Here is a 22,890-nt window from a genome sequence, read left to right on the forward strand (position 1 = left end):
CCATCAGTGTACTCGCATCATTCGAACTGTTGTTCGAATACGTGTCGGCGGCGCGTCAGTCGCCCACGCGGTAATCATGGAAGACCACCTCGCCGGATTCCTGCGTGGCGTCCAGGTCCACAACGCCCTCGATGGCCCAATCGCGGTCGCCGTCGGAGTCGTCGATGATCTGCCGCACCTTCCAGGTGTGCTCGTCGCGCTCATGCGAGTCGTCCAGCATGAACAGCTCGGCGGAACGAGCCTGCGCGTCGGTGTTCACGTATTCGTGCGCGTCGTAGTAGTCGTCGAGCGCGTCCTCCCACTCGTGCACGCCGTAGCCCCAGTCCTTGTCGAGCGCGCCGAGCTCCTCGGGGCGGTCCAGGTCCATGAGCTGCACGCGGCGGAACATCGCGTTACGCACCAGCACCGTCAGTCCGCGGCGATCCTCCACCACGGCGTCCCTGGCACCCGGGGCGGCCGCATTGAGGGCGGCGGTCTCCGCATCGGCCGCGGCGCCCGCGTTCTCCCATTCGTCGACCAGACTGGAGTCGATCGAGCGGACGACCACGCGCAGCCAGGCGATGATGTCGCGCAGCTGCTCGTCGCGTTTCTCGAACGGCACGGTGCGGGACAACGCGCGGTACGCGTCCGACAGGTACCGCAGCAGCGTGCCCTCGGAGCGGGCGATGTTGTAGCGCGCGATGTATCCGGTGAAGTCGGAGGCGGTCTCCACCATGTCGCGCACCACCGACTTGGGGCTCAGCCAGTAGTCGTTGGCCCACGGCACGTCGTGCCGGTACTGGCGGAACGCGGCGTCGAGCAGGTCCTCAAGCGGTTTCGGGTAGGTGACCTCGGCCAGACGCTCCATGCGTTCGTCGTAGTCCAGCCCCTCGTCCTTCATCGCGGCCATGGCCGCGTCACGCGCCTGACGCTCCTGGGCGCGCAGCACCTGCTTGGGGTCCTCCAGCGTGGCCTCCACCATGGAGATCACGTCGAGCGCGTAGCTTTCGGATTCGGGGTCGAGCAGTTCGAGCGCGGCGAGCAGGAACGGGCTCAGCGGCTGGTCGAGCGCGAAATCCTCGGGCACGTCCACGGTGGTGAAGTAGTCCTTGCCGCCGTCGTCGCGGTCCTCGGTCTCGATGACGCCGGAGTCGAACAGCGTGGCGAAGATCTCGTCGGCGCGCCCATGCAGCTGCTCCTTCTGTTCGGCGGTCTGCTGCGAGTCGTCGATGAGCCGGTCCACGCGACGGCGCGCGTCACCGCCCTGCGCCACCTCGTTGAGCACCATCGAGTGGGTGATCCGCAGATGCGGCACCAGCGTTTCGGGCGCGGCGTCGATGAGCTTGTCGAACGTGTTCTCGTTCCACGTCACGAACCCTTCGGGCGCCTTCTTTCGCTTAATCTTCTTGAGCTTCTTCGGGTCGTTGCCGGCCTTGGCGACGGCGCGCGCGTTCTCGATCTCGAACTCGGGGGCTTCGGCCACCACCAGGCCTTCGGTATCGAAGCCCATGCGGCCTGCGCGCCCGGCGATCTGGTGGAATTCGCGGGCGCGCAGGCGGCGCATCCGGGAACCGTCGAACTTGGTGAGCGCCGTGAGCACCACCGAATGAATCGGCACGTTGATGCCGACGCCGAGCGTGTCCGTGCCGCAGATGACCGGCAGCAGCCCCTGTTGGGCGAGTTGTTCGACCAGACGGCGGTAGCGCGGCAGCATGCCGGCATGGTGGATGCCGACGCCGGTTTTCAGCAGCCGCTGCAGGATCTTGCCGAATGCGGTGGTGAAGCGCGTGCCCTTCATCGCCTCGGCGATGGCCTCGCGCTGTTCGCGGCTGGAGACGCCGGTGGAGGCGAGCGCCTGCGCGGTGGCCAGCGCCGCATCCTGGGAGAAGTGGACGACGTAGATCGGGGTCTCGTGCCGGTTGAACAGCAGTTCGACGGTGTGTTCGAGCGGTTTGTCGGTGTATTCGTAGGACAGCGGGACCGGGCGGGGCGCGTCGGCGATGATGTCGACGTCGGTGTCGGTCATGTCCTCGAGTTTGTCGGCGATGGCGTCGACGTTGCCGAGGGTGGCGCTCATCAGCAGGAACTGGGTGCGCGGCAGGGTCAGCAGCGGCACCTGCCAGGCCCAGCCGCGTTCGGGATCGCCGTAGTAGTGGAATTCGTCCATGGCCACGCAACCGACATCGGCGTGGCGGCCTTCGCGCAGCGCCTGGTTGGCCAGGATTTCGGCCGTGCAGCAGATGATCGGCGCGTCCGCGTTGATGTGCGTGTCGCCGGTGATCATGCCCACGTAGTCGCGGCCGAACACGTCGACCAAGTCGAAGAACTTTTCGGAGACCAGCGCCTTGATCGGCGCGGTGTAGTAGGAGCGTCTCCCGGTGCACAGCGCGGCGAAGTGCATGGCGAGCGCCACCAGGGATTTGCCGGAGCCGGTCGGGGTGTTCAGAATCACGTGGTCGCCCGCGAGCAGGTCCATGATAGCCTCCTCCTGGTGCGGCCACGGCTGGATGCCCTTGACGTCCTCGACCCATCCGAAGAAGCGTTCATAGATCTCATCGGTGTCGATGCTGCGGTCGCCGTCGTACCAGTCGGGCGCCAACGCCCCCAACGACCCGTAGGCCCGTTCCGCCGAGTCTCCGGTCGACTGCACGTGCATTCCCTGTTCCTGCATCTGTCCCTGCATCCATCCCTGTCCGTCTGTCATATCCTCGAGTCTATCCATCGGCTTCTACCGGCAAACTCATCACGCCTCACCAAACCCACCACTGCCAGGCAAAACCACCACCAGACAACCCCGCCACCAGACAAACACCGCACGTTCCCCTTCTAGTCGGCCGTTACACACCTTCTCAGAGTGGGCGTTTCTCAGTGCGCAACTGTCTTTGATCGACCGGCCCTGTTTTTGAAGTTGACCAAGAGGATGTTTGTATCTCTTACTCACCTTTTACTGGACTATGGTCAAGTACTTGACGTCGGTCAAGCAAAAAGTGAGCACAGACACCCACACGGTGACAACGCAAGCGTCATCGGTGGACGTCGGTCAAGCAAAAGCGAGTACAGATATACCCGCGGCGCAAAACACCCACCGGACGCAAAAACACTCACCGGACGCAAGAACACCCATCGGACGCAAGAACACCCATCGGACGCAAGAACACCCATCGGAGCGCGAGGACATTATCCACTTGACGTCGGTCAAGCAAAATGTGAGCACAGACGCACCCAGCAACTATCGCCATCACGAAAGCCGCTACGTTGGTCAAATAAGCAGTGATTGCGAACACATCCCAGCCGCCGTAAGTCCTGTCCAAGCAACAATTATCGCCGAGACCATCACCGTGCAGACACACCCGCACCCATCGTGGCGTTGATCGGCTGGTTCGACGCCGAGACCAGCACCGTGCCAGACACACCCGCACCAGTATCCCGCCTTCGCATACAGCCCCGTCATTCCCACGATCGACGCCCGATCAATTCGTTGAGTATCGACGCCCGTGCCTCCGACACGCTTGAAAGCGAATCCGACGACGTTGCCATTACAGTCAATGTATGGGGAACAGCGCACAGATTATCGAAGAAATGTTGGCGGCGAGGGGATGGACCGCCTACGAACTCGCGCAGAATACCGGTTTGGATCAGGCCACGATTTCCAAGGTTCGAGCGGGAAAACGGGATATCTCCTATAACCGATTATCCAATGCTTTGGAACAGGCCGGATTCCAACTCAAACTTGTGCCGCATCCGCGGCAAGCGACCTTGCAAAGGAAAACCTTGACAGAAATCACTCCGCAATGTGAAACGCACTCCGACCCCTCGCTGAGCGATGGCGAAGTTCCTGAAACACTGTTGGAGTTACCGTATTGTTGCAATCTGCCCGATTCATCCGGAGCAGATAACGGCAGCCTCGTTTCGCAGTCCGATTCAGATCCGTCCGTGATGCAAACAGCTACGTCAAAGAGTCATGACAATCCGCGTGATCTTTTGCATCGCCTGTTTGCCATCATGCATGATCCGCCCAACGAGCATGACACCGAAGACGGCAGTCTGTGGAATCAGTTGAAAACCCCAATATGGTTATTGGGAGAACAGTATGTGCAACGGGACGAACGAATCGGCTTCCTTCGCGCATTGTACAGGGTGGAAGATACTCGCTGGCGCGCTTTCTTAGCTGGTCTTTACGTGTATTTGGGGTGGACCGATGATCCGATGCACACAGATCGTCCCGGATGGGAGCAGTCACAAACGACATGTCGGCTCAAAACCATGTGGACACCTCTTCCCACACACTCTTTTGAACCGGTTCCCGAGCTATCCGACTGGCTATCCGGCAACGCCACAAGACGACCCACCAGAGAACCGAGCGTCTGGCTACCCAAGCAACAGCTACGTATTCCCAAGTGGACGTTGATTCCAGGATTCCTGCAATTCAACGTACTGATTCCCCGCAACCAACTACCATGAGAGGCGATCATGTCCTGCACCGGCAGACACCCGAGCACGGTTCAGGCTGCGCGCATAACCAGAAAACATCCACAACGCAACCCAGCAAACGACAGGAATCACATAGCCAAGGGACCGCATAGCCACCTCCAGAAACCATCCACAACCTAGCCCGACAAACGCCATTACTTGACCATAGTCAAGTAAAAGGTGACTGCTGCGATAAAGGCTAGGCTACCCGCATACCTGAAACAATCACATACCGGCGGTCACATAACGACAGCTCTATAGAGCACAAGAACTATGGAGAATCACGACAACAGACGGTCCGGCGCCAGCGATGCGACCATAAACTATTCAGCTTCGAGACGGCGGCGCACGGCGTCGGGATCGACCTCGAGCGGCGGCCAGGTCAGGTTCATGTTCTTCAGCGTGGTGCGCAGCAGCTCGGAGACCACGGCCCGCGAATACCAGCGGTTATCGGCGGGGACCAGATACCAGGGGGCGGCGGGCGTCGACGTCCTCTCGAACACCTCCTGCCAGGCCGCCATGTAATCGTCCCAGCGTTCGCGGGCGTCCAGATCGCTCTCGTCGAACTTCCAGAACTTGGTCGGATCCTCCAAACGCCCCAGGAAATGCCGCTTCTGTTCGTCGCGGCCCACCACCAGGAAGATCTTCAGAACCGTGCATCCATCGGTCGTCAGATCCCGTTCGAACCGGTTGATCTCGTCATACCTGGCACGCCACACCTCCTCGGGATAGGTGCCGTAGACATGCGGCATGACGATATCCTCATAATGCGAGCGATCGAACACCGCGATCCACCCGTTCTGCGGCAGCTCGCGCCTGATGCGCCACAGGAAGTCGTGCTTCAGCTCCTCCTCGCTGGGTTTGCCGAATCCGTGGTAGTGGATGCCCATCGGGTCGCCCTGGCGGAACACATGGCGCACGATGCCGCCCTTGCCGGAGGCGTCCATGCCCTGCAGCACGATGAGCAGCCGACGCCGTACGCCCTTGACGCCATTGGCATACAGCAGTTTCTGGAAGCGTGCGATCTCGCTGGAGCTGATGTCGATGAACCGTTCGCCGTCCTCGCGGTCGCCTTCGAATCCGGGGGTGTCCGTGGTGTCGATCCCGTCCACGCGCACACCTTTGTGGAACATGAGCCGCTGCGCCGGCGGCAGCGACCACACCATGCTCAGCAGGTCGCTGGATTTGGCGGCGCGGGCCATGCGTTCGGAGAGCGTGCCGCTGTTGTCGATGCTGCTGACGCTGTCGAGCGCCGTATCCAACGCCCTGTCGATGAGACGCCGGTCGCGTCCCTCCTTGCGTTCCTTGCCGTTCCTGATATCTTTGGCGTCCTTGCTGTCCTTGCCCATAGGACCAGTCTATCCGTGTCCCCGCCAGCCGCGGAATCCACGGGGGTGTGAAAAACGCCTGCCATATGGGATGGCGGGCGCCATTCCACACGGCAGGCGTAACTGAAGGCACACCCGATGACGGCACGTCGGAGGGCGGTTACCGCCCACAGACATCAGTCAACGGGAACCAAGCAGATGCGTGTCACTCCCCCTTGGCCGATTTGCCGGACGTTCCGGAATCGGATCCCTTGGCATCCTTCGGCTTGGCCTTGAACAGTTCGGGGAACTCCATGGTCTGCGGATCGACCTGGCTTTCGGGGTGCGTCTCGTCGTACCCCTGCATGTACCGGGTGCGACGCCACTGACGGATCGAGGCGTTCGAGCCGCGATGGTGCACATGGTACTGGCGGGGTCCGGCACCGGCGGTGAACATCTTCTCGTCCACCTCCTTGGCCACGGCGATCTGGTTGACGTTCGAGGGGTCCATGATCGCGATCGGCGCCACAGCCTCCACCTCGGTCGGCGCGGCCGTGCGCTGGCGCATCCGCTCCGGCAGCCATTCGGCCAGTCGGGACAGCAGCCAGCAGAACACGAAGTAGATCACCGCGGCCACGACCAGCGTCTGCAGGATGTTGAAGTACATCGAGCCCAGACGGCGCGACTCCTGCAACAGATCGGTGTACATGATGATCGAACCGAGCGCGGTGTCCTTCAGCACCACGACCAGCTGGGTCACGGCGGCGGGCAGCATGGCGAACACGGCCTGCGGCACCTCGATCTGCATCAGCGACTGCGTTTCGGTCAGACCCAGCGCCAGGGAGGCCTCACGCTGACCGCTGGGCAGATTGCCGACGCCGGAACGCACCAGCTCGGCGACGACCGAGCCGTTGTACAGCACCAACGCGAGCACCACGGCCCAGTACGACGAGTTGCCGATGCCCAGGAACGCGAAGCCGCGCCAGAAGAAGATCATCAGCAGCAGCACGGGCACCGCGCGGCAGAATTCCACGACCACGGCGGAGATGCCCCGCAGCACCGGGTTCGGCAGCAGTCGGCCGATACCGAAGACCAGGCCGAACGCCACGGCGCCGATGACGGCCAGAATCGACGCCTGCAGCGTCATCCACAGGCCGGGCAGGTAGAAGTCGGTCCAAGCCTCGGGTTCGAGCGCCGGCTTCCACAGCTCCCAGCTCAACTGGTTCTCGCCGTCCGGCGGTGCCGCCAGCCGCATGAGGATGAGCACCAGCACCACGGCAAACACCACGGCCGCAACGATGTTGGCGATGCGGATCGTCCGCAGGCCCTTGGGACCGGGCTGGTCGAACAGCACCGAGCTTTCGTTCTTCTTGGATGCCATGGCGGTCACCTCCTCACCGCGAGCTTGTTGGACAGGTACGTGGTCAGCACGCCGATCGGGATGATCAGGATCACGTATCCGATGGCGAAGATCAGGAAGATCTCGATGATCGCATCGGCGTGGAACTCGATCATCTCGCTCATCAGCGACGAGGTCTCGGTGGAGACGGACGCCGCCGCGGCCACCGTGGAGTTCTTCAGCAGCGCGATCAGCGTGTTGCCGAGCGGCGCCACCGATCCGCGGAACGCCTGCGGCAGGATGATCAGCCCGGCCGACTGCATGAAGTTCAGACCGAGGGCGCGGGCGGCCTCGGCCTGGCCGAGCGGCACGGTGTTGATGCCGGAGCGCAGCGCCTCGCACACGAACGCGGCCGTGTACAGCGACAGGCCGGTCACGGCGAGCCAGAAGAAGTTCGTGGCGAACGTGTCGGAGAACGTGAGCTTCAACTGCGCGTATGCGCCGAGCACCATGAACACCATGATGATCGTCAGCGGCATGTTCTTGAACAATTCCACATAGCCGCCGGCCACCGCGCGCAGCGATGAGATCGGCGAGATGCGCATCATGACAAGCACGACGCCGAGCACCAGCGAGAACAGGGCCGACCACAGGGTCAGCTCGATGTTCACCAGGAACGCGCCCAATACGTCGTATTCGCTGAACAGGGCAAGGAAGTTATCCATCTCACTCCCCCTCCGTCGGCGTCGGCGGATTGTACTCGGAATCCGGCTGATAGTCGGTGCCCGCGGTGTTCACCTCGATGGCACGGTCCCAGGAGCCGTCCTCGATCATCTTCTCGATCGCGTCGTTGATCTGCGCGGCGAAGTCGGACCGGCCCTTCTTGATGCCGACGCCATAGTACTCCTGCGTGAACGGCTTGCCGACTACCTTGAGCTGGCCGCGCGCCGCGGAGGCCAGGCCGGCCAGGATGATGTCGTCGGTGGTCACCGCGTCGACGATGCCGGAGAACAGCGCCGTGGCGCATTCGGCGTAGCCGGGCTGCTCCATCAGCTGCACCTCGTCGGCGAACTTCTCCTTGACGGTCACGGCGGAGGTCGATCCGGTCACCGAGCACAGGCGCTTGCCGTTGAGATCCTCGGGACCGTTGATCTCGGTCTCGTCGTCGCGCACGAGCAGGTCCTGTCCGGCCACGAAGTACGGGCCGGCGAAGTCCACGACCGCCTTGCGCGAATCGGTGATCGAATAGGTGGCGAGGATCATGTCAACGTCGCCGTTCTGCAGCATGGCCTCACGCTGCGCGGACGGCGCCTCCTTCCAGATGATCTCGTCGCGGGTGTAGCCGAGCTCCTCGGCGATGTAGGTGGCCACGTCCACGTCGAACCCGACGTAGGTGCCGGACTTCTTGAATCCCAGACCCGGCTGGTCGAACTTGATGCCGATGCGGATCTTGCCCTCCTCGCTCGAGCCGCAGCTGGCGAGCGAGACCGCGCAGGCCAGGGCGCACGCGGCGGCGAGCGCACGTGTGATGATGTGCTTCTTCATACGCGCCTCCGCCGTCAGTGGGTCAGGATCTTCGAGAGGAAGTCCTTGGCGCGGTCGGTCTTCGGATGGTCGAAGAACTCGTCCGGCGTGCCGGATTCCAGGATCTGGCCATCGGCCATGAACACGATGCGATCGGCCGCCTTGCGCGCGAAGCCCATCTCATGGGTGATGCAGATCATCGTCATGCCCTCGTGCGCGAGCTCGACCATGACGTCCAGCACCTCGTTGACCATCTCGGGGTCGAGCGCGGAGGTGGGCTCGTCGAACAGCATGACCTTGGGGCGCATGGCCAGGGCGCGGGCGATGGCCACGCGCTGCTGCTGGCCGCCCGACAGCTGCGAGGGCATCTTGTTCGCCTGCGAGGCGACGCCGACGCGGTCGAGCAGGTCCATGGCCAGGTCCTCGGCCTCCTTCTTGTCCATGTGGCGGACCTTGATCGGGGCGAGGGTCACGTTGTCGAGGATCGTCTTGTTGGCGAACAGGTTGAATGACTGGAACACCATGCCGACCTCGGCGCGCAGTTCCGCCAGTTCCTTGCCTTCCTGCGGCAGCGGCTTGCCGTCGATGCGGATCACGCCGGAGTCGATGGTCTCCAGGCGGTTGATGGTGCGGCACATCGTGGACTTGCCGGATCCGGACGGTCCGACCACGACCAGGACCTCGCCCTTGTTCACGGTCAGGTTGATGTCCTTGAGGACGTGCAGCTTGTCGTAGTGCTTGTCGACGTGGGACAGTTCGACCAGCGGCTGGCCCGCCTGCTCCGTCCCCGATGCCAGCGGCTTCGGCCGGCGTACCTGTGTTGTTGCTTCGTTCTGTTCTGACATAAGGGCCCATTATACCGAGGTGTCGATACGAGCCGCCCGCCGCCGTCCGTGGAACAGACCCCGCATACGCGGGAACCCCGGCCAAAACCGGGGTTCCCCACGCTATATCGCACGCCGTGCGTCAGTCCTCGTCCTCATCCGGATCGTAGTCGACGCCGGTTTCGGCGCGCTGCTCGTCCGTGATCGGGGCGGGGGCGCCGGTGAGCGGGTCGCGGCCGCCGCCGGCCTTCGGGAAGGCGATGACGTCGCGGATCGTATCGGTGCCGGCCAGGATGGAGGCGGTGCGGTCCCAGCCCAGGGCGATGCCCGCGTGCGGCGGGGCGCCGTACTTGAATGCCTCGAGCAGGAAGCCGAACTTCTCGTCGGCCTCCTCCTTGGAGATGCCGAGCACGTCGAGGACGCGGTCCTGGATGTCGTCGCGGTGGATACGGACGGAACCGCCACCCATCTCCTCGCCGTTGCAGACGATGTCGTAGGAGTCGCTCATCGCGTGTTCCGGATCCTGGTCGAACGTGTCGATCCAATCGGCGGACGGCATCGTGAACGGGTGATGCATCGAGGTCCACTTGGAGTGGCCGACCGCCACATCGTCATCATCCTCGTCCTCGGTGGACTTGAACAGCGGGAAGTCCACCACCCAGGTAAAGGCGAAGTCGTCGGGCTTGAGCAGGCCGGCGCGGTCGGCGAGCTCCACGCGCACGGCACCCAGCAGGTTCTGGGAGGAGGTGCGCGGACCGGCGGCGAAGAACACGGCGTCGCCGTCCTCGGCGCCGACGGCCTGCTTCAGGCCGGCGCGCTCGGCTTCAGACAGGTTCTTGGCCACGGGGCCCTTGAGCTCGCCGTCCTCGGCGAACACCACGTAGGCCAGGCCCTTGGCGCCGCGCTGCTTGGCCCAGTCCTGCCATGCATCGAACTGACGGCGCGGCGTGGCGGCGCCGCCCTTGAAGAGCACGGCACCCACGTACGGGGCCTGGAACACGCGGAACGGCGTGTCCTTGAAGTACTCGGTGAGCTCGATCAGCTCGTTGCCGAAGCGCAGGTCGGGCTTGTCGGTGCCGTACTTGTCCATCGCCTCCTGCCAGGTGATGCGCTGGATCGGCAGCTTGACCTCGTAGCCGGCGGCCTTCCAGATCGCGGCGATGACCTTTTCGGCCATGGCAATCACGTCCTCCTGGTCCACGAACGCCATCTCCATGTCGAGCTGGGTGAACTCGGGCTGACGGTCGGCGCGGAAGTCCTCGTCACGGTAGCAGCGGGCGATCTGGTAGTAGCGCTCGACGCCGGAGACCATGAGCAGCTGCTTGAGCAGCTGCGGGGACTGCGGCAGCGCATACCAGGAGCCGGGCACCAGACGGGCGGGCACCAGGAAGTCGCGGGCGCCCTCCGGCGTGGACTTGATCATCGTCGGGGTCTCGACCTCGGTGAAGCCCATCTCGTCGAGGGCCTGGCGGGCGGCCTTGGCCATGTCGGAACGCAGCTTGATGTTGCGCTGCATGGAGGGGCGACGCAGATCCAGGTAACGGTACTTCAGGCGCACGTCCTCGCCCGGCAGCTTGTTCTCGGACTCGTTCTCGAGCGCGGTGGAGACCTGGAACGGCAGGGCGTCGGACTTGGCCAGGATCTCGATGGACTTGGCCACGACCTCGATCCGGCCGGTGGCCAGATGCTCGTTCTCGTTGCCTTCCGGGCGCAGGCGCACGGTGCCGTTCACGCGGATCACGAACTCGCTCCTGAGCGGACGGGCCATCTCCTCGTCATTGATGACCACCTGGACGAGCCCCGAGCTGTCGCGCAGGTCGACGAAGGCCACGCCGCCGTGGTCGCGGCGACGGTCGACCCAACCGGCGAGCGTCACCTGCTCGCCTACCAGGGCCTCGGTGACTTCGGTGGCGTGATGTGTTCTATAAGCCGTCTGGCTCATGCTGCTTCCACTCCTTGAATCTCCACGGTTTGCCGGGCAACCAGCGTATCCGGCTCCCACGACTTGGCGTCCGCCGGTTCCTGAGCGCCCGACACGATGTTCTTGACCTCGTCCACGGCGTTCGGATCGGCGCGGTCCGCCGGGAACCACACGTACGGGATGCCGAGCTTGTCGGCGTACTTGATCTGCTTGCCCAGCTTGGCCGCGGTGGGGGCCACGTCGGTGGCGATGCCGCGGGCGCGCAGCTGGTTGGCGATCTCGTTGGATACGGCGCGGTCCTCCTCGTTCCACACAGCCACGAGCACCGCCGCCGGGGAGACGCGGGAGGCCTTGGCGCCCGCCCGGTGCAGCATATAGGAGACCAGTCGCGACAGTCCGATCGACAGACCCACGCCCGGATACTTGCGGTTGCCCTGCGAGGCGAGATTGTCGTAGCGGCCGCCTGAGCAGATCGAACCGAGGTCGGCGGCGCCGTCGAGGAAGGTCTCGTATACGGAGCCGGTGTAGTAATCTAGGCCGCGCGCGATCTTCAGGTCGGCGATCACCGAACCCGGGCGGATACGGGCCGCCTCGTCCACGATCATGGCCAGCGTGTCCAGGCCCTGACGGGCGAGCGCGTATGCCTCGGAGCCAAGGTCGATGCCGTGCGCGGCGCACAACGCGTCGAACCGTTCAGCGAGCTCCCTGCCGTCGGAGGCGGTGAGGTTGGCCAATTCCAGACAGGCGGCGGCCTGTGCCTCGCTGGCGCCGCATTCGGCGGTCAGCAGCTTGGACACCTCATCGGCGCCGATCTTGTCGAGCTTGTCGATCTCACGCAGCACGCCTTCGATGTCGGTCAGTCCCAGACCGCGGTAGAAGCCTTCGGACAGCTTGCGGTTGTTCGCGTGCACGGTGGCCTTCGGCAGTCCGAACTCACGCAGACGCTCCAGCGCGGAGACCATGACCAACGGCAGCTCGACCTCATAGTGGTCGGGCAGTTCCCCGTTGCCAATCACGTCGATGTCGGCCTGCACGAACTCGCGGAAGCGCCCCTCCTGGGGACGTTCGCCACGCCATACTTTCTGGATCTGCCACCGCTTGAACGGGAAGGCCAGATCGCCCGAATGCTCGACCACATACCGGCTCAGCGGCACGGTCAGGTCGAAGTGCAGACCAAGACGGTCTTCGACCGGGGTGTCGTTCTCCTGACCGACCTCCTGCAGACGGCTCAGCAGGTAGATCTCCTTGCTGGTCTCGCCTTTCTTCAACAGACTGGAGCCCTGTTCCACCGCGCGTGTCTCGATGCCGATGAAACCGTTGAGCTCGAAAACCCTACGGAGCGTGTCGATGACACGCTGCTCCACAACACGTTCAGAGGGGAGCCACTCTGGAAATCCTGATATAGATGCGCCTTTTGCCACGGTTCCCTATAATACATAGAGGTTAGGGAAAATGACCGGTCGTTTCCGGCTGTTTTCCCGCCCTCACTCACGACAAGCCTAAGGAGCTGGCCATGGCCGACGAGAATGTCACCACACCCGAGAACACCACCGACGTCACCGAGCAGGCAACGACGCCCGCGCCCGAGGAAACAGCCGCGGTCGAACAGGCGGCCGCAGCCGCGGAGACAGTGGTTGAGCAAGCCCCATCGGCCCCGACCCCGGCCTCGATGCCGAAGCCGCATGCGCCCTCCCCCGCCGCGTTCGCCAGGAAGACGCCGCAGCATCACGCGCCCAAGCAGTCGACCGTCACCTATTCGGAAACCGATATCACCGCCGCCGAAGCGTTCGGCCGGGTGGATGACAACGGCACCGTGTTCGTGCGCGAAGGCGAGACCGAGCGCGAGGTCGGCCAGTTCCCGGACGCCTCCAAGGAGGAGGCGCTGGCGCTGTACGCCCGCCGGTATCTGGATCTGAAGGCCAAGCTGGACCTGTTCGCCAACAGGCTCAAGTCCTCCAACGTCAAGAACCGCGAAATCGACGACACGCTCAAGACGCTGACCGAAGAGACCGCCGAGCCGGCCGTGGTGGGCGACATCGCCGCGATCAAGGCGCAGTTCGAGGCGCTGAAGACCGAGGCGGCTACCAAGAAGGCCTCGATAGCCGAGGCCCGCAAGGCCGCCATGGCCAAGGCCGTGGCCGAGCGCACCGCGATCGTCGAAAAGGCCGAGGCGCTGGCCGCATCGTTGGGAGACAACACGAACTGGCGTTCGACCGCGGACAAGTTCCGCGCCCTGTTCGAGCAGTGGCAGGAGCATCAGCGCACCACCATCCGCATCGACAAGGCGGATGCGGACGCGCTGTGGAAGCGCTTCTCCCAGGCGCGCACCACGTTCAACCAGTCCCGCCGCAAGTGGGCGCAGGCCCGCGACAACGAACGCAACCATGCCCGTGAAGCCAAGGAGGCGATCATCGCCGAGGCCAACGAGATCAAGAACTCGACGGCCTGGGGCGAGACCTCCCGTAAGTTCAACGAGCTGATGGATCGTTGGAAGCAGGCCGGACGCGCCGGACGCAACGAGGACGACGCCTTGTGGGCGCGTTTCCGCGAGGCCGCCGACACCTTCTTCAACGCGCGTCAGGCCGACCGCGACCAGATCAACTCCACCGAGAAGGAGAATCTGGCCAAGAAGGAGGATCTGCTCAAGCAGGCCGAGGCCCTGGTGCCTGTCGCCGATGAGGCGGCCGCCAAGAAGGCGCGTCAGGCGCTGGCCGCCATCCAGGAGCAGTGGGATCAGATCGGCTATGTGCCGCGCGAGGCGATGCACCGCATCGAGTCCCGTCTGGACGCCGTCGATCGTCAGATCAAGTCCGTCGAGGATGCCGCCTGGAAGCAGACCGACCCGGAGGCCGACGCCCGCAAGTCCAGCTTCGAGGTGCAGCTGACCGCGCAGCTCGCCGAACTGGACGAGAAGATCGCCGCCGAGTCCGATCCGAAGAAGAAGGCCGCGCTCGAAGCGGAGAAGGCCACCAAGGAGCAGTGGCTCAACGCGATCCGCTGAACTGGTTCCGATCGGTTTCCACTGGTGCGTCTCCCCTCGGGGACGCACCTTGTTCATATCGGGCGACGAATCGTCATCCTCCGGCCCGGCCGCTCACGTTCCGGTCGCCCACGGTATACGAACGGCCCGGTCGTCCATGGCTGAATCCATGGATGACCGGGCCGCCATATGCTTTCTGACGCCGTACGGCGTCATTCAGCCGGTTGTCCCGTTTCCTCGGCGTTCTCACCGGAGGCCGCACTCGTCACGGGTTCCGGCTCCTCGAAGCGTTCGCCCCGGAACGTGAACTCGCCGAGGATGCCTTCACCCTCCGCATCCACGACCACGCGCTGGCCGTCCTCAAGCTCGCCGAGCAGGATCTTCTCCGAGATGGCGTCCTCGATGTCGCGCTGGATGACACGACGCAGCGGACGGGCGCCCAGCAGCGGGTCGAAACCCTTCTGCGCGAGCAGGTCCTTGGCGGCGTCGGTCAGTTCGAGCGACATGTGGCGGTCGAACAGGCGGTCGTTGAGCTTGTTCACATCCAGGTCCACGATCTGACGCACCTGCGGTTCGGTGAGCTGACGGAACACGATGATGTCGTCCAGACGGTTGAGGAACTCGGGACGGAACTGCTGCTTGAGCTCCGTGCTCACCTGATCCTTCATCCGCTGGTAGCTCGACTCGGTGTTCGACCCCAGGCTGAAGCCGGTATTGGCCGACTTGGCGATGTTGCTCGAGCCCAAGTTCGTGGTCAGGATGATGATCGTGTTCTTGAAATCCACCTTGCGGCCCTGGCCGTCGGTCAGGTGACCGTCATCCAGCACCTGCAGCAGCGTGTTGAAGATGTCCGGATGGGCCTTCTCGATCTCATCGAACAGCACCACGGAGAACGGCTTGCGGCGCACCTTCTCGGTGAGCTCGCCACCCTCCTCGTAGCCGACGTATCCCGGGGGCGCGCCGAACAGACGCGAGGCCGCGTACTTCTCGGAGAACTCCGACATATCCACGCGGATCAGCGCGTCCTCATCGTCGAACAGGAACTCGGCCAGCGCCTTGGCCAGCTCGGTCTTGCCCACGCCGGTCGGACCGGCGAAGATGAACGAACCGGACGGACGCTTGGGATCCTTGAGCCCTACACGGGTGCGGCGAATCGAACGCGACAGCGCAGAGACGGCCTCGTCCTGGCCGATGATGCGCTTGTGCAGCTCGCTCTCCATGCCCAGCAGCTTCTTGGACTCGGCCTGGGTGAGCTTGAACACCGGAATGCCGGTGGACTGGGAGATCACCTGCGCGATGACATCCTCATCCACCACCATCTTGACGTCGGATTCGCCCTCACGCCATGCCTGCTCCTTCTGCTTGCGCTCCTGCTCCAGCTTCTCCTGGCTGTCACGCAGCTCGGCGGCCTTCTCGAAGTCCTGATCCTTGATGGCCTTGTCCTTGTCGGCGGAGATCCGCGCGATCTTGGCATCGAGCTCCTTGAGCTCCGGCGGCGCGGTCAGACGCTTGATGCGCAGGCGCGCACCGGCCTCGTCGATCAGGTCGATCGCCTTGTCCGGCAGGTTACGGTCCTGGATGTACCGGGCCGAAAGCTCCGCCGCGGTCTGCAGGGCGGCATCGGTGATCGTCACATGATGATGGTTCTCATAGCGCTCACGCAGGCCCTTCAAGATCTCGATCGTTTCCGCGATGGTCGGCTCGGATACCTGAATCGGCTGGAACCGGCGTTCCAGCGCCGCATCCTTCTCGATGTACTTACGGTACTCGTCGGTCGTGGTCGCGCCGATGGTCTGCAGCTCGCCACGGGCCAGCATCGGCTTCAACATATCCGATGCGCCGAGCGCCCCGTCGGCCGAGCCGGCGCCGACGATCGTATGGATCTCGTCGATGAACAGCACGATGTCGCCGCGGGTTTTGATCTCCTTGAGCACCTTCTTCAGACGCTCCTCGAAATCGCCGCGATAGCGGGAGCCCGCCACCATCGAGCCCAGGTCCAGCGAGTAGACCTGCTTGCCCTTGAGCGTCTCCGGCACGTCGCCCGTCTGGATCTTCTGGGCAAGGCCCTCCACCACGGCGGTCTTGCCGACGCCCGGCTCACCGATCAGCACCGGGTTGTTCTTCGTGCGACGCGACAGCACCACCATCACGCGCTCGATCTCATTGGTGCGTCCGATGACCGGGTCCAGTTTGCCTTCGGCGGCCTCGGCGGTCAGGTTGCGTCCGAACTGATCGAGGATGGCGGATCCGGTCTGGTTGCGCTTGTCGGCCACGCCACCGGCGTTCGCCAGATCGCCCTTGCCCTTGTCGCCGCCGGTATTGCCGCGAATCAGGTCGATGGTCGTGCTGCGCAGATCGCCCAGATCCACATCCATCTTGATGAGCACCTGGGTGCCCACGCCCTCGCCTTCGCGGATCAGGCCCAGCAGGATGTGCTCGGTGCCGATGTAGCTGTGGCCGAGCTGCAGGGCCTCCCGCAGGCTCAGCTCCAGCACCTGCTTGGCGTGCGGAGTGAAGGGGATATGGCCGTTGGGGGCCGCGGTCCCCTTGCCGATCATCTCCTCGACCTGCTTGCGGGTATCGTCCAAGGACACGCCCTTGGCGGTCAGCGCCTTGGCCGCAATGCCTTCGCCTTCGCGGATCAGGCCCAGCAGCAGGTGTTCGGTGCCGATGTAGTTGTGCTGGAGGGCACGTGCCTCCTCCTGCGCCAACACGATCACGCGCCGCGCACGGTCGGTAAACCGTTCGAACATGCTTGTCCTTCCCATTGTGATAGTCCACATCACTCTACCGATTCGAGGTGACGTTTATTGCACGCCCGCCCCGAATTGCGCTGTGGACGCAAAACCTTCCACGACTGTGCCCGGTGTCTAGGCCTGCGCGTCGCCCGTCACGTCGGTTCCGGATTCCGCCGCCGTTTCGGCCGCCACCGGTTCGGTGTCCTCGGCGTACGTGGCGTCCGCGGCCGTTTCGACATCGCCGGCGGCCCCGGTATCGGCGGGAGCGCCGCCGCTCAGATCGATGGTCTCCTCGACCTGCGGATGCCCGGTCAGCGTATCCTGGTCATCCTGCTCGTCGATCTCATCCTCGGCGGTCACGTTAGCGTCGATGTCCTCGTCGGTGGCCTCGTCCTCATCCCGATCGTTGATCCGCTCGATGAGTTCGACCTCGGGACTCTCCTCGCGCGGGGCGTGGGCGATGATGTCGATGTGCAGATCGTCGAACGCCGGCTTGGACTGCACCCACAGATGCGTGGGCTCCGGCGGTTCGATCTCCGAATGTTCGCCGCAGCCGTGATCCAGCGAGACGACGCGTCCGTCATCCGGACTCCACTTGTTCGCGCACACGCCGAACATCAGGTTCAGTTCGCCCTTGAGCGGCACGAAGAATCCACACGTCGCGCAGGTGTGGCCCCCGGCCGTCTTCGTGGACAGCGACTTGGGACCGCGCGGCCCCTCATACCACCGTTTGGCGGTCTGGGAACGACCCAACGGGCTCATCACATGCCTGCGAGACAGGTCGAACTCCTCCACCGCGGCATCGATGTCGGTCTGCTCCTGCGTGGCGTCGCCGTCGGCGGTCGCCGCCTCCGCGTCGGTGTCCGCACCGTGCGCCGTCGTGCTCCCGCCGTCCACGGCGGCGGTCCGTGCCGCGGCGTCCCCGCCGTCCGGCGAGGCATCGGGCTCGGTCTGCGGTTCGGTGCGGCGGAATCCGTCCTCAAGCCGGGGATCGTCGGGCTCGGTGCCGATCGAATCGGTGACCGACAGATCCGTCGGTTCCAGACGGTCCTTCCACGGCACCCATTCCGGAGGGCGCAACGCCTCATCCGTCGGCACCAGGGACGACTCGTTCACCGTCCACCTGTCGAGTTCCTCGTCGTGGAACAGCGTCACCGACCACTGCCATCCTTCATAGCCGCGGTAATCGGCGACGAAACGGAAGTCGGTCACGCCGTCGCCCAACGCAATGGCATCCACGAAGTCCCCGACCTGATCCGGGTCATCGGCCATCGCTCGGGCGACACTGCGGGCAATCGTCTGCGGGTCCAGCATCGAATCGGGCATCATCCCTCAGTCCTAGTCCTGTACGTCGAAATTGTCGGCCACGGCGCGCAGCAGCGTCGCCAGCTTCTTGCTCTCGGCCGCGGAGGGATAGTGGTGGCGGCGCAGACCGTTGCCCGCCGCATCCAGTAGCTTGATCAGATCCTCCACGATGGCGGCCATGTCGTCCGGCTTCGGACGCGTCGCCTTGACCATCGAGGGCGCGGAGGCGATCAGGTGGACGTTCATCGCCTGCGGGCCGCGGCGCCCGTCGACCACGGAATACTCCACGCGGGCACCCTTCCGCAGGGTCGTCACGCCGTCCGGCAACGCCGAAGCCGACATGAACACATCGTCACCCTCCTCATTGATGATGAAGCCGTATCCCTTCTTCGCATCGAACCAACGCACACGTCCGCTTGGCATCTGACACCTCGTCTCTTCATATCCTCGTGCGGCGGACCCTGGTGTCCGCGCATTTCAAGCCGACCCCCTATTCTACCGCACGCCATGCCTATCCGCCTGACGGCGTAACCCGGACCGGTCTATCGGTTGGCCTTGGGGCTCTTGGATGCGAACAGCGTCTTGCCCGCCTTGGCGTTCCGCGAGGTTTTGCCGCCCTTTGCGGACCTGCCGTCCTGAGTCTGCACCGCGGGGATCTCGACCGGCGCGATGGGCAGCACCACCACGATGGTCAGGCCGCCGCCATCCGTCTCGCAGGCGCAGATGAAACCATGATGCGCCTTGATCACCGATTCCACGATCGCCATGCCCAGGCCCGTGCCGCCCTTCTGCCGCGCGCGCGAGGGGTCGGCGGTGTAGAACCGTTCGAAGATCCGCTCACGGGATTCGGCGGGCACGCCGGGACCGTGATCGCTGAACCGCACCACGGCGTATCGCATGCCGACGTTGATCGACTGTCCCACGTCCACCGCGTCCAGGAAATGCCGCAGGGACTGTTCGGTGGGCGGCATGCGCCCCAGCGAATCGTCGCCGATCGAGGCGATGACCTCGCCCATCGACACCTCCACGGGGGAATCCACCGGCGTATACCGGTGGATGTTGCCGACGATGTTCGTCACCACCTGGCGCAACCGAGACCCGTCGCCGTTCAGGCTGATCGCCGGAAGGTCGCCCTGTTCGAACGCCAGCCGCGCGGCCTCCTCGCCGTTGCGGGGTACGAAACGTACAACGCCGCAGGTGATGCCGCGATCCGGGTCGAGAGCGTGCAGGTCGTCGGCCGCGTCCCGCACGATGGAGGTCAGGTGCACCTGCTGGCTGATATCGATGCCTCGACCCTCGTCCAGACGGGCCAGCGACAGCAGATCCTCCACCAGCACCGTCATACGGGAGCTTGAGGCCTCGATGTGGGCGATGGATTCATCCGCCCGCTCCAACGCGCCGGGCATGTCCCGCTGCATCTTATACAGCTCGGCATATCCGTGGATGGCCGCCAGCGGCGTGCGCAGCTCATGGCTGGCGTCGGAGACGAACCGTTTCATCTTATCGGTCGTGGATTGCTGTTCGCGGAAACTTCGCTCGATGCGGGCGAGCATGGCGTTCAGCGACGCCGACAGCGAACCGATCTCCGTGTTCTCCGGAGTGGAGGGGATGCGCTGTTTCAGGTCCCCCGCCGCGATCTTGGCCGCGGTCTTCTCGATGCGTTTGAGCGGTGCGAGCGTGCCCTGAACCACCAGTGTGCCGATGACGCCGCCCAACAGGATGACCGCGATGCCGACCATGACGCAGTAGCGGGTCAGTCTTGAAACGGTGTCGATGGAATCGGCCAGCGGCAACCCGATGAAGATGATATAGGAGAAGACGTCGTTGCGCACCACCTTCATCGAGACCACGCGCCAAGGCGAGCGCGCCGTGGACAGCGTGGCCCGGCTGGGCAGCTCGCTTCCCAGATGGACGATGGATTGCGCGGTGAACGGTTCGCCGAACGTCACGTCACCCATCGTGCCGCTGGGAGGCAGCACGGGTTCGGACACCACATCCTGCGCGATGGTCGGTTTCAACGGCGTGGTCAGGATATTGGCGTCGGTGTCCCTGATCTGCAGGAAGAAGTCGGTCATGCCGGCCGAGTTGGTGTCGCTGTTGCGCAGCAGATCGATGTTCTGGAACACCAGGTTCGCCTGCTGGACGATCTGCGTATCCACCTTCTCCAGCAGATAGTTGCTGACCAGCTGGCGGATGGAGAACGAGATGCAGGCCACGCCGATGGTGAGCAGCACCAGCACGGTGGACACCAGCTTGGTGTTCAGCGAAATCGCGTTCCACCGTGCCCGCACGACGCGTCTGACCGCCGATTCCTTGGCCGGACCGCCCTTGGATGTCTTGTTCGGCGGGACATCCGGGGACGCGGGTTCCGGTTGTGTGTCACGCCCCGCGTTCGCCGCCGCCATCACGCCCCCTGGCTGCCCTTGGGCGCGCGGATCATATAGCCAATTCCGCGCTTGGTCTCGATCAGCGGCGCCACCTTGTGTTCCTCGCCGTTCTCATCGGTGACCATGATGCCGTCGACCTTCTTGCGCAGGTAGGAGATGTAGGATTCGACGATGGCCGCGTCCCCGCCCCAGTCGTATTGCCAGACGTGGTCGAGGATCTGCGCCTTGGAGAGCACGCGGCCCTCGTTGTCCATCAGATACCGCAACAGCTTGTATTCGGTCGGGCTCAGGTCGATGGACTGGCCGGCGCGGGAGACGTCATGCGAGTCCTCGTTGATCTCCAGATCGCCGACGCGGATGATGGGATCATCCTCCACCTGTTCACGGGTTCGACGCAAGATCGCGCGGATGCGGGCCACGACCTCCTCCAGGCTGAAGGGCTTGGTCACGTAATCGTCACCGCCCACGGTCAGGCCCATCACCTTGTCCTGCGTGTCGTCTCGCGCGGTCAGGAACAGCACGGGCGCGTCGATGCCCTCCTGACGGATGCGGCGGGTCACCGTGAAACCATCGATGTCAGGCAACATGACGTCCAATACGATCAGATCCGGTTGGACCCGTTCAATGACCTCGATCGCCTCCGACCCGGAAGCGGCGGTCGCCACCTCGAATCCCGCGAAATGCAACGAGGCAACCAGCAGCTCACGAATGGACGGCTCGTCATCAACAACCACAATCGATGCTTCAATGGCTTTGCTCATGGTGTCCAGCTTGACCCTCGTATCTGTGCTTTTCCTGAATGTTCGCTGGTGGTTGGACTATGCGCTGTGGCGGCCGCGCGGCTTCCTCCGCAGCGGCAACAGGCCACGGCGCCGTGGCTTCTTCGCGCCGGCATCCGCCGCGGCGTTCTCCGCCGATTCGGGCCCGGGCGCGGGCTCGGACTCCGGCTCAGCCGCGGCCTCCGGCTCGACGCTCTCCTCCTCCAGCTCAGTCCCGGCCTCGACCGGCTCGGTCTCAGCGGGCTCGGTCTCGACAGGCTCCGTCTCGGTCGTCTCCAGCACAACCGGTTCCAGTACAACCGGTTCCAGTCTGGCGATTCCCAACTCGGCTTCCTCGGGCCAGGCATCCGGCGACGACGGTACGGCTTCCACCGGTTCCGCTTCGTCCATCGGCTCGTCGGATTCCGTCGGGGATGGGAACGTCATCGCCCCGTCCGCATCATCCGATTCGATGTTCTCTTCCTGTGTCGCATCCTCCACCTGCGATTCGACGCCGTCCTCGACCGAGGTGACGGCCATGCCCCAATCGACGCCGTCCTCGACCGAGTAGGCGGTGTCCCCGGTCGGCTCGACGGATGCCGATGTATCGAAGTCCGTTTCCGATGTGTCAGAGTCGATTGCATCAGAGTCCGACTGCGATGTGTCAGAGTCCATTGTGTCGGAGTCCGACTGCGTGGCGGCGTCGGTCGCATCCGATTCCTCGGCCTCCTCCGTTGGCTCGTCGGGAACATTCCGCCTGCGGCGACGCACCACCAGTACGACGACCGCGGACAGCGCCGCGATGACGACGACGCCCGCCGCCACCGAGCCGATCAGGATGGGCAGTCGCGACTTCTCCTCGCGCTCGATTTCGCCGATCCGTTCGACCATGGCGATCGCCGACCCGGACCAATCCGGCGTGTCGTTCTCAACCAACGGATCCAATGCGGCTTGGGACAATTCGTCCACGGTCTGCTGGCGCCGCAGCCACTCATCGGAGTTCGAGGACACGGCGACGACCAGATTGCCGTCATGCGAGGCGACGGCCAGCAGCACCGTATTGGGACCCGGATCGGTGGATTCCAGCACGTCGCTGGCCCACTGATCGACGTCGTCCTCCCCCGCGCTGAACGAGGTCAGGTACAACAGCCGCACCGATACGCCGCTATCCTCATGCAGCTGGTCGATGGCGTCGTTCACCGCGCCGACGTTGGAACCCAGCAGGTTCTCGGTGTCCGTGATCGAGCTGCTCAGCATGCCGCTGTCCTCCACGGCGGCATCGTCGCCCTCCTCGTCCGCAAGCCCGACGGGAGTTATCCACAGCATGGCGGCAAATACCGCGGCAAGCAGGCAAACCA

The 22,890-nt window shown here is 64.2% G+C and carries 16 protein-coding genes; 2 read left to right on the plus strand and 14 right to left on the minus strand.

Annotation, left to right across the window (positions count from 1 at the left end; all coding sequences use genetic code 11):
* Positions 1–55: 55 nt before the first annotated feature.
* On the minus strand, positions 56–2,635 hold the full coding sequence (locus OU11_RS00675; protein ID WP_033514035.1) for a DEAD/DEAH box helicase: 2,580 nt from the start codon (positions 2,633–2,635) through the stop codon (positions 56–58).
* 893 nt (positions 2,636–3,528) lie between these two features.
* On the opposite strand from OU11_RS00675, the gene OU11_RS09115 reads away from it, so the two are divergent.
* Entirely contained in the window at positions 3,529–4,440 is a 912-nt protein-coding gene (locus OU11_RS09115) for a helix-turn-helix domain-containing protein (RefSeq protein WP_152597009.1), read from the plus strand.
* A gap of 332 nt (positions 4,441–4,772) precedes the next feature.
* Here the strand turns inward: OU11_RS09115 and OU11_RS00680 are convergent, their stop codons facing one another.
* The 7 genes from OU11_RS00680 to hisS all read right to left on the minus strand — a co-directional run bounded on the left by OU11_RS00680 (position 4,773) and on the right by hisS (position 12,785).
* Positions 4,773–5,798, minus strand: a complete 1,026-nt coding sequence (locus tag OU11_RS00680) for a PPK2 family polyphosphate kinase (protein ID WP_033513911.1) — start codon at positions 5,796–5,798, stop codon at positions 4,773–4,775.
* Between the two features lie 184 nt (positions 5,799–5,982).
* Entirely contained in the window at positions 5,983–7,137 is a 1,155-nt protein-coding gene (locus tag OU11_RS00685; RefSeq protein ID WP_052122509.1) for an amino acid ABC transporter permease, read from the minus strand.
* A gap of 5 nt (positions 7,138–7,142) precedes the next feature.
* A complete protein-coding gene (locus tag OU11_RS00690) occupies positions 7,143–7,820 on the minus strand; it encodes an amino acid ABC transporter permease (RefSeq protein ID WP_033513912.1) in 678 nt (225 codons plus the stop codon).
* A gap of 1 nt (position 7,821) precedes the next feature.
* The gene (locus OU11_RS00695) at positions 7,822–8,640 is read right to left on the minus strand and encodes a glutamate ABC transporter substrate-binding protein (RefSeq protein ID WP_033513913.1); all 819 of its coding nucleotides are present in this window, start codon (positions 8,638–8,640) and stop codon (positions 7,822–7,824) included.
* Between the two features lie 14 nt (positions 8,641–8,654).
* Positions 8,655–9,464, minus strand: coding sequence for an amino acid ABC transporter ATP-binding protein (locus OU11_RS00700; RefSeq protein ID WP_033513914.1), 810 nt, complete (start codon positions 9,462–9,464; stop codon positions 8,655–8,657).
* A 121-nt stretch (positions 9,465–9,585) separates the two neighbouring features.
* Positions 9,586–11,385, minus strand: coding sequence for an aspartate--tRNA ligase (gene aspS / locus OU11_RS00705; protein ID WP_033513915.1), 1,800 nt, complete (start codon positions 11,383–11,385; stop codon positions 9,586–9,588).
* Positions 11,382–12,785: a histidine--tRNA ligase gene (hisS, locus tag OU11_RS00710; protein ID WP_033513916.1), complete on the minus strand. Its 1,404-nt coding sequence runs from the start codon at positions 12,783–12,785 to the stop codon at positions 11,382–11,384. Before hisS ends, aspS begins: the two co-directional genes overlap by 4 nt.
* A gap of 92 nt (positions 12,786–12,877) precedes the next feature.
* Between hisS and OU11_RS00715 the strand changes: the two genes are divergently transcribed.
* Positions 12,878–14,365, plus strand: coding sequence for a DUF349 domain-containing protein (locus tag OU11_RS00715; protein WP_033513917.1), 1,488 nt, complete (start codon positions 12,878–12,880; stop codon positions 14,363–14,365).
* Between the two features lie 191 nt (positions 14,366–14,556).
* On the opposite strand, the gene OU11_RS00720 is transcribed toward OU11_RS00715, so the two are convergent.
* The 6 genes from OU11_RS00720 to OU11_RS08725 all read right to left on the minus strand — a co-directional run bounded on the left by OU11_RS00720 (position 14,557) and on the right by OU11_RS08725 (position 22,858).
* Positions 14,557–17,097, minus strand: a complete 2,541-nt coding sequence (locus OU11_RS00720; protein WP_033513918.1) for an ATP-dependent Clp protease ATP-binding subunit — start codon at positions 17,095–17,097, stop codon at positions 14,557–14,559.
* A gap of 117 nt (positions 17,098–17,214) precedes the next feature.
* A complete protein-coding gene (locus OU11_RS00725; protein ID WP_033514038.1) occupies positions 17,215–18,408 on the minus strand; it encodes a DUF3027 domain-containing protein in 1,194 nt (397 codons plus the stop codon).
* 12 nt (positions 18,409–18,420) lie between these two features.
* Entirely contained in the window at positions 18,421–18,810 is a 390-nt protein-coding gene (locus tag OU11_RS00730) for a cold-shock protein (protein ID WP_033513919.1), read from the minus strand.
* A 119-nt stretch (positions 18,811–18,929) separates the two neighbouring features.
* Positions 18,930–20,792, minus strand: coding sequence for a sensor histidine kinase (locus OU11_RS00735; protein ID WP_052122510.1), 1,863 nt, complete (start codon positions 20,790–20,792; stop codon positions 18,930–18,932).
* Entirely contained in the window at positions 20,792–21,535 is a 744-nt protein-coding gene (locus OU11_RS00740; protein WP_033513920.1) for a response regulator transcription factor, read from the minus strand. The genes OU11_RS00735 and OU11_RS00740 overlap by 1 nt, the downstream gene beginning before the upstream one ends.
* Before the next feature lie 57 nt (positions 21,536–21,592).
* The gene (locus OU11_RS08725) at positions 21,593–22,858 is read right to left on the minus strand and encodes a TPM domain-containing protein (RefSeq protein WP_152597010.1); all 1,266 of its coding nucleotides are present in this window, start codon (positions 22,856–22,858) and stop codon (positions 21,593–21,595) included.
* Positions 22,859–22,890 lie beyond the last annotated feature (32 nt).

Origin of the sequence: Bifidobacterium pullorum DSM 20433, assembly GCF_000771405.1 — a bacterium.
GTDB lineage: Bacteria > Actinomycetota > Actinomycetes > Actinomycetales > Bifidobacteriaceae > Bifidobacterium > Bifidobacterium pullorum.

What these genes read in the sequence shown, in the direction of transcription:
- OU11_RS00680 (WP_033513911.1), bottom strand. Translation starts at nt 5,798, where the DNA reads ATGGGCAAGGACAGCAAGGACGCCAAAGATATCAGGAACGGCAAGGAA.
- OU11_RS00730 (WP_033513919.1), bottom strand. Translation starts at nt 18,810, where the DNA reads ATGCCAAGCGGACGTGTGCGTTGGTTCGATGCGAAGAAGGGATACGGC.
- OU11_RS00735 (WP_052122510.1), bottom strand. Translation starts at nt 20,792, where the DNA reads ATGGCGGCGGCGAACGCGGGGCGTGACACACAACCGGAACCCGCGTCC.
- OU11_RS00720 (WP_033513918.1), bottom strand. Translation starts at nt 17,097, where the DNA reads ATGTTCGAACGGTTTACCGACCGTGCGCGGCGCGTGATCGTGTTGGCG.
- OU11_RS00695 (WP_033513913.1), bottom strand. Translation starts at nt 8,640, where the DNA reads ATGAAGAAGCACATCATCACACGTGCGCTCGCCGCCGCGTGCGCCCTG.
- OU11_RS00715 (WP_033513917.1), top strand. Translation starts at nt 12,878, where the DNA reads ATGGCCGACGAGAATGTCACCACACCCGAGAACACCACCGACGTCACC.
- OU11_RS00700 (WP_033513914.1), bottom strand. Translation starts at nt 9,464, where the DNA reads ATGTCAGAACAGAACGAAGCAACAACACAGGTACGCCGGCCGAAGCCG.
- OU11_RS00725 (WP_033514038.1), bottom strand. Translation starts at nt 18,408, where the DNA reads ATGCCCGATTCGATGCTGGACCCGCAGACGATTGCCCGCAGTGTCGCC.
- OU11_RS08725 (WP_152597010.1), bottom strand. Translation starts at nt 22,858, where the DNA reads ATGCTGTGGATAACTCCCGTCGGGCTTGCGGACGAGGAGGGCGACGAT.
- OU11_RS00740 (WP_033513920.1), bottom strand. Translation starts at nt 21,535, where the DNA reads ATGAGCAAAGCCATTGAAGCATCGATTGTGGTTGTTGATGACGAGCCG.
- OU11_RS09115 (WP_152597009.1), top strand. Translation starts at nt 3,529, where the DNA reads ATGGGGAACAGCGCACAGATTATCGAAGAAATGTTGGCGGCGAGGGGA.
- aspS (WP_033513915.1), bottom strand. Translation starts at nt 11,385, where the DNA reads ATGAGCCAGACGGCTTATAGAACACATCACGCCACCGAAGTCACCGAG.
- OU11_RS00685 (WP_052122509.1), bottom strand. Translation starts at nt 7,137, where the DNA reads ATGGCATCCAAGAAGAACGAAAGCTCGGTGCTGTTCGACCAGCCCGGT.
- OU11_RS00675 (WP_033514035.1), bottom strand. Translation starts at nt 2,635, where the DNA reads ATGCACGTGCAGTCGACCGGAGACTCGGCGGAACGGGCCTACGGGTCG.
- OU11_RS00690 (WP_033513912.1), bottom strand. Translation starts at nt 7,820, where the DNA reads ATGGATAACTTCCTTGCCCTGTTCAGCGAATACGACGTATTGGGCGCG.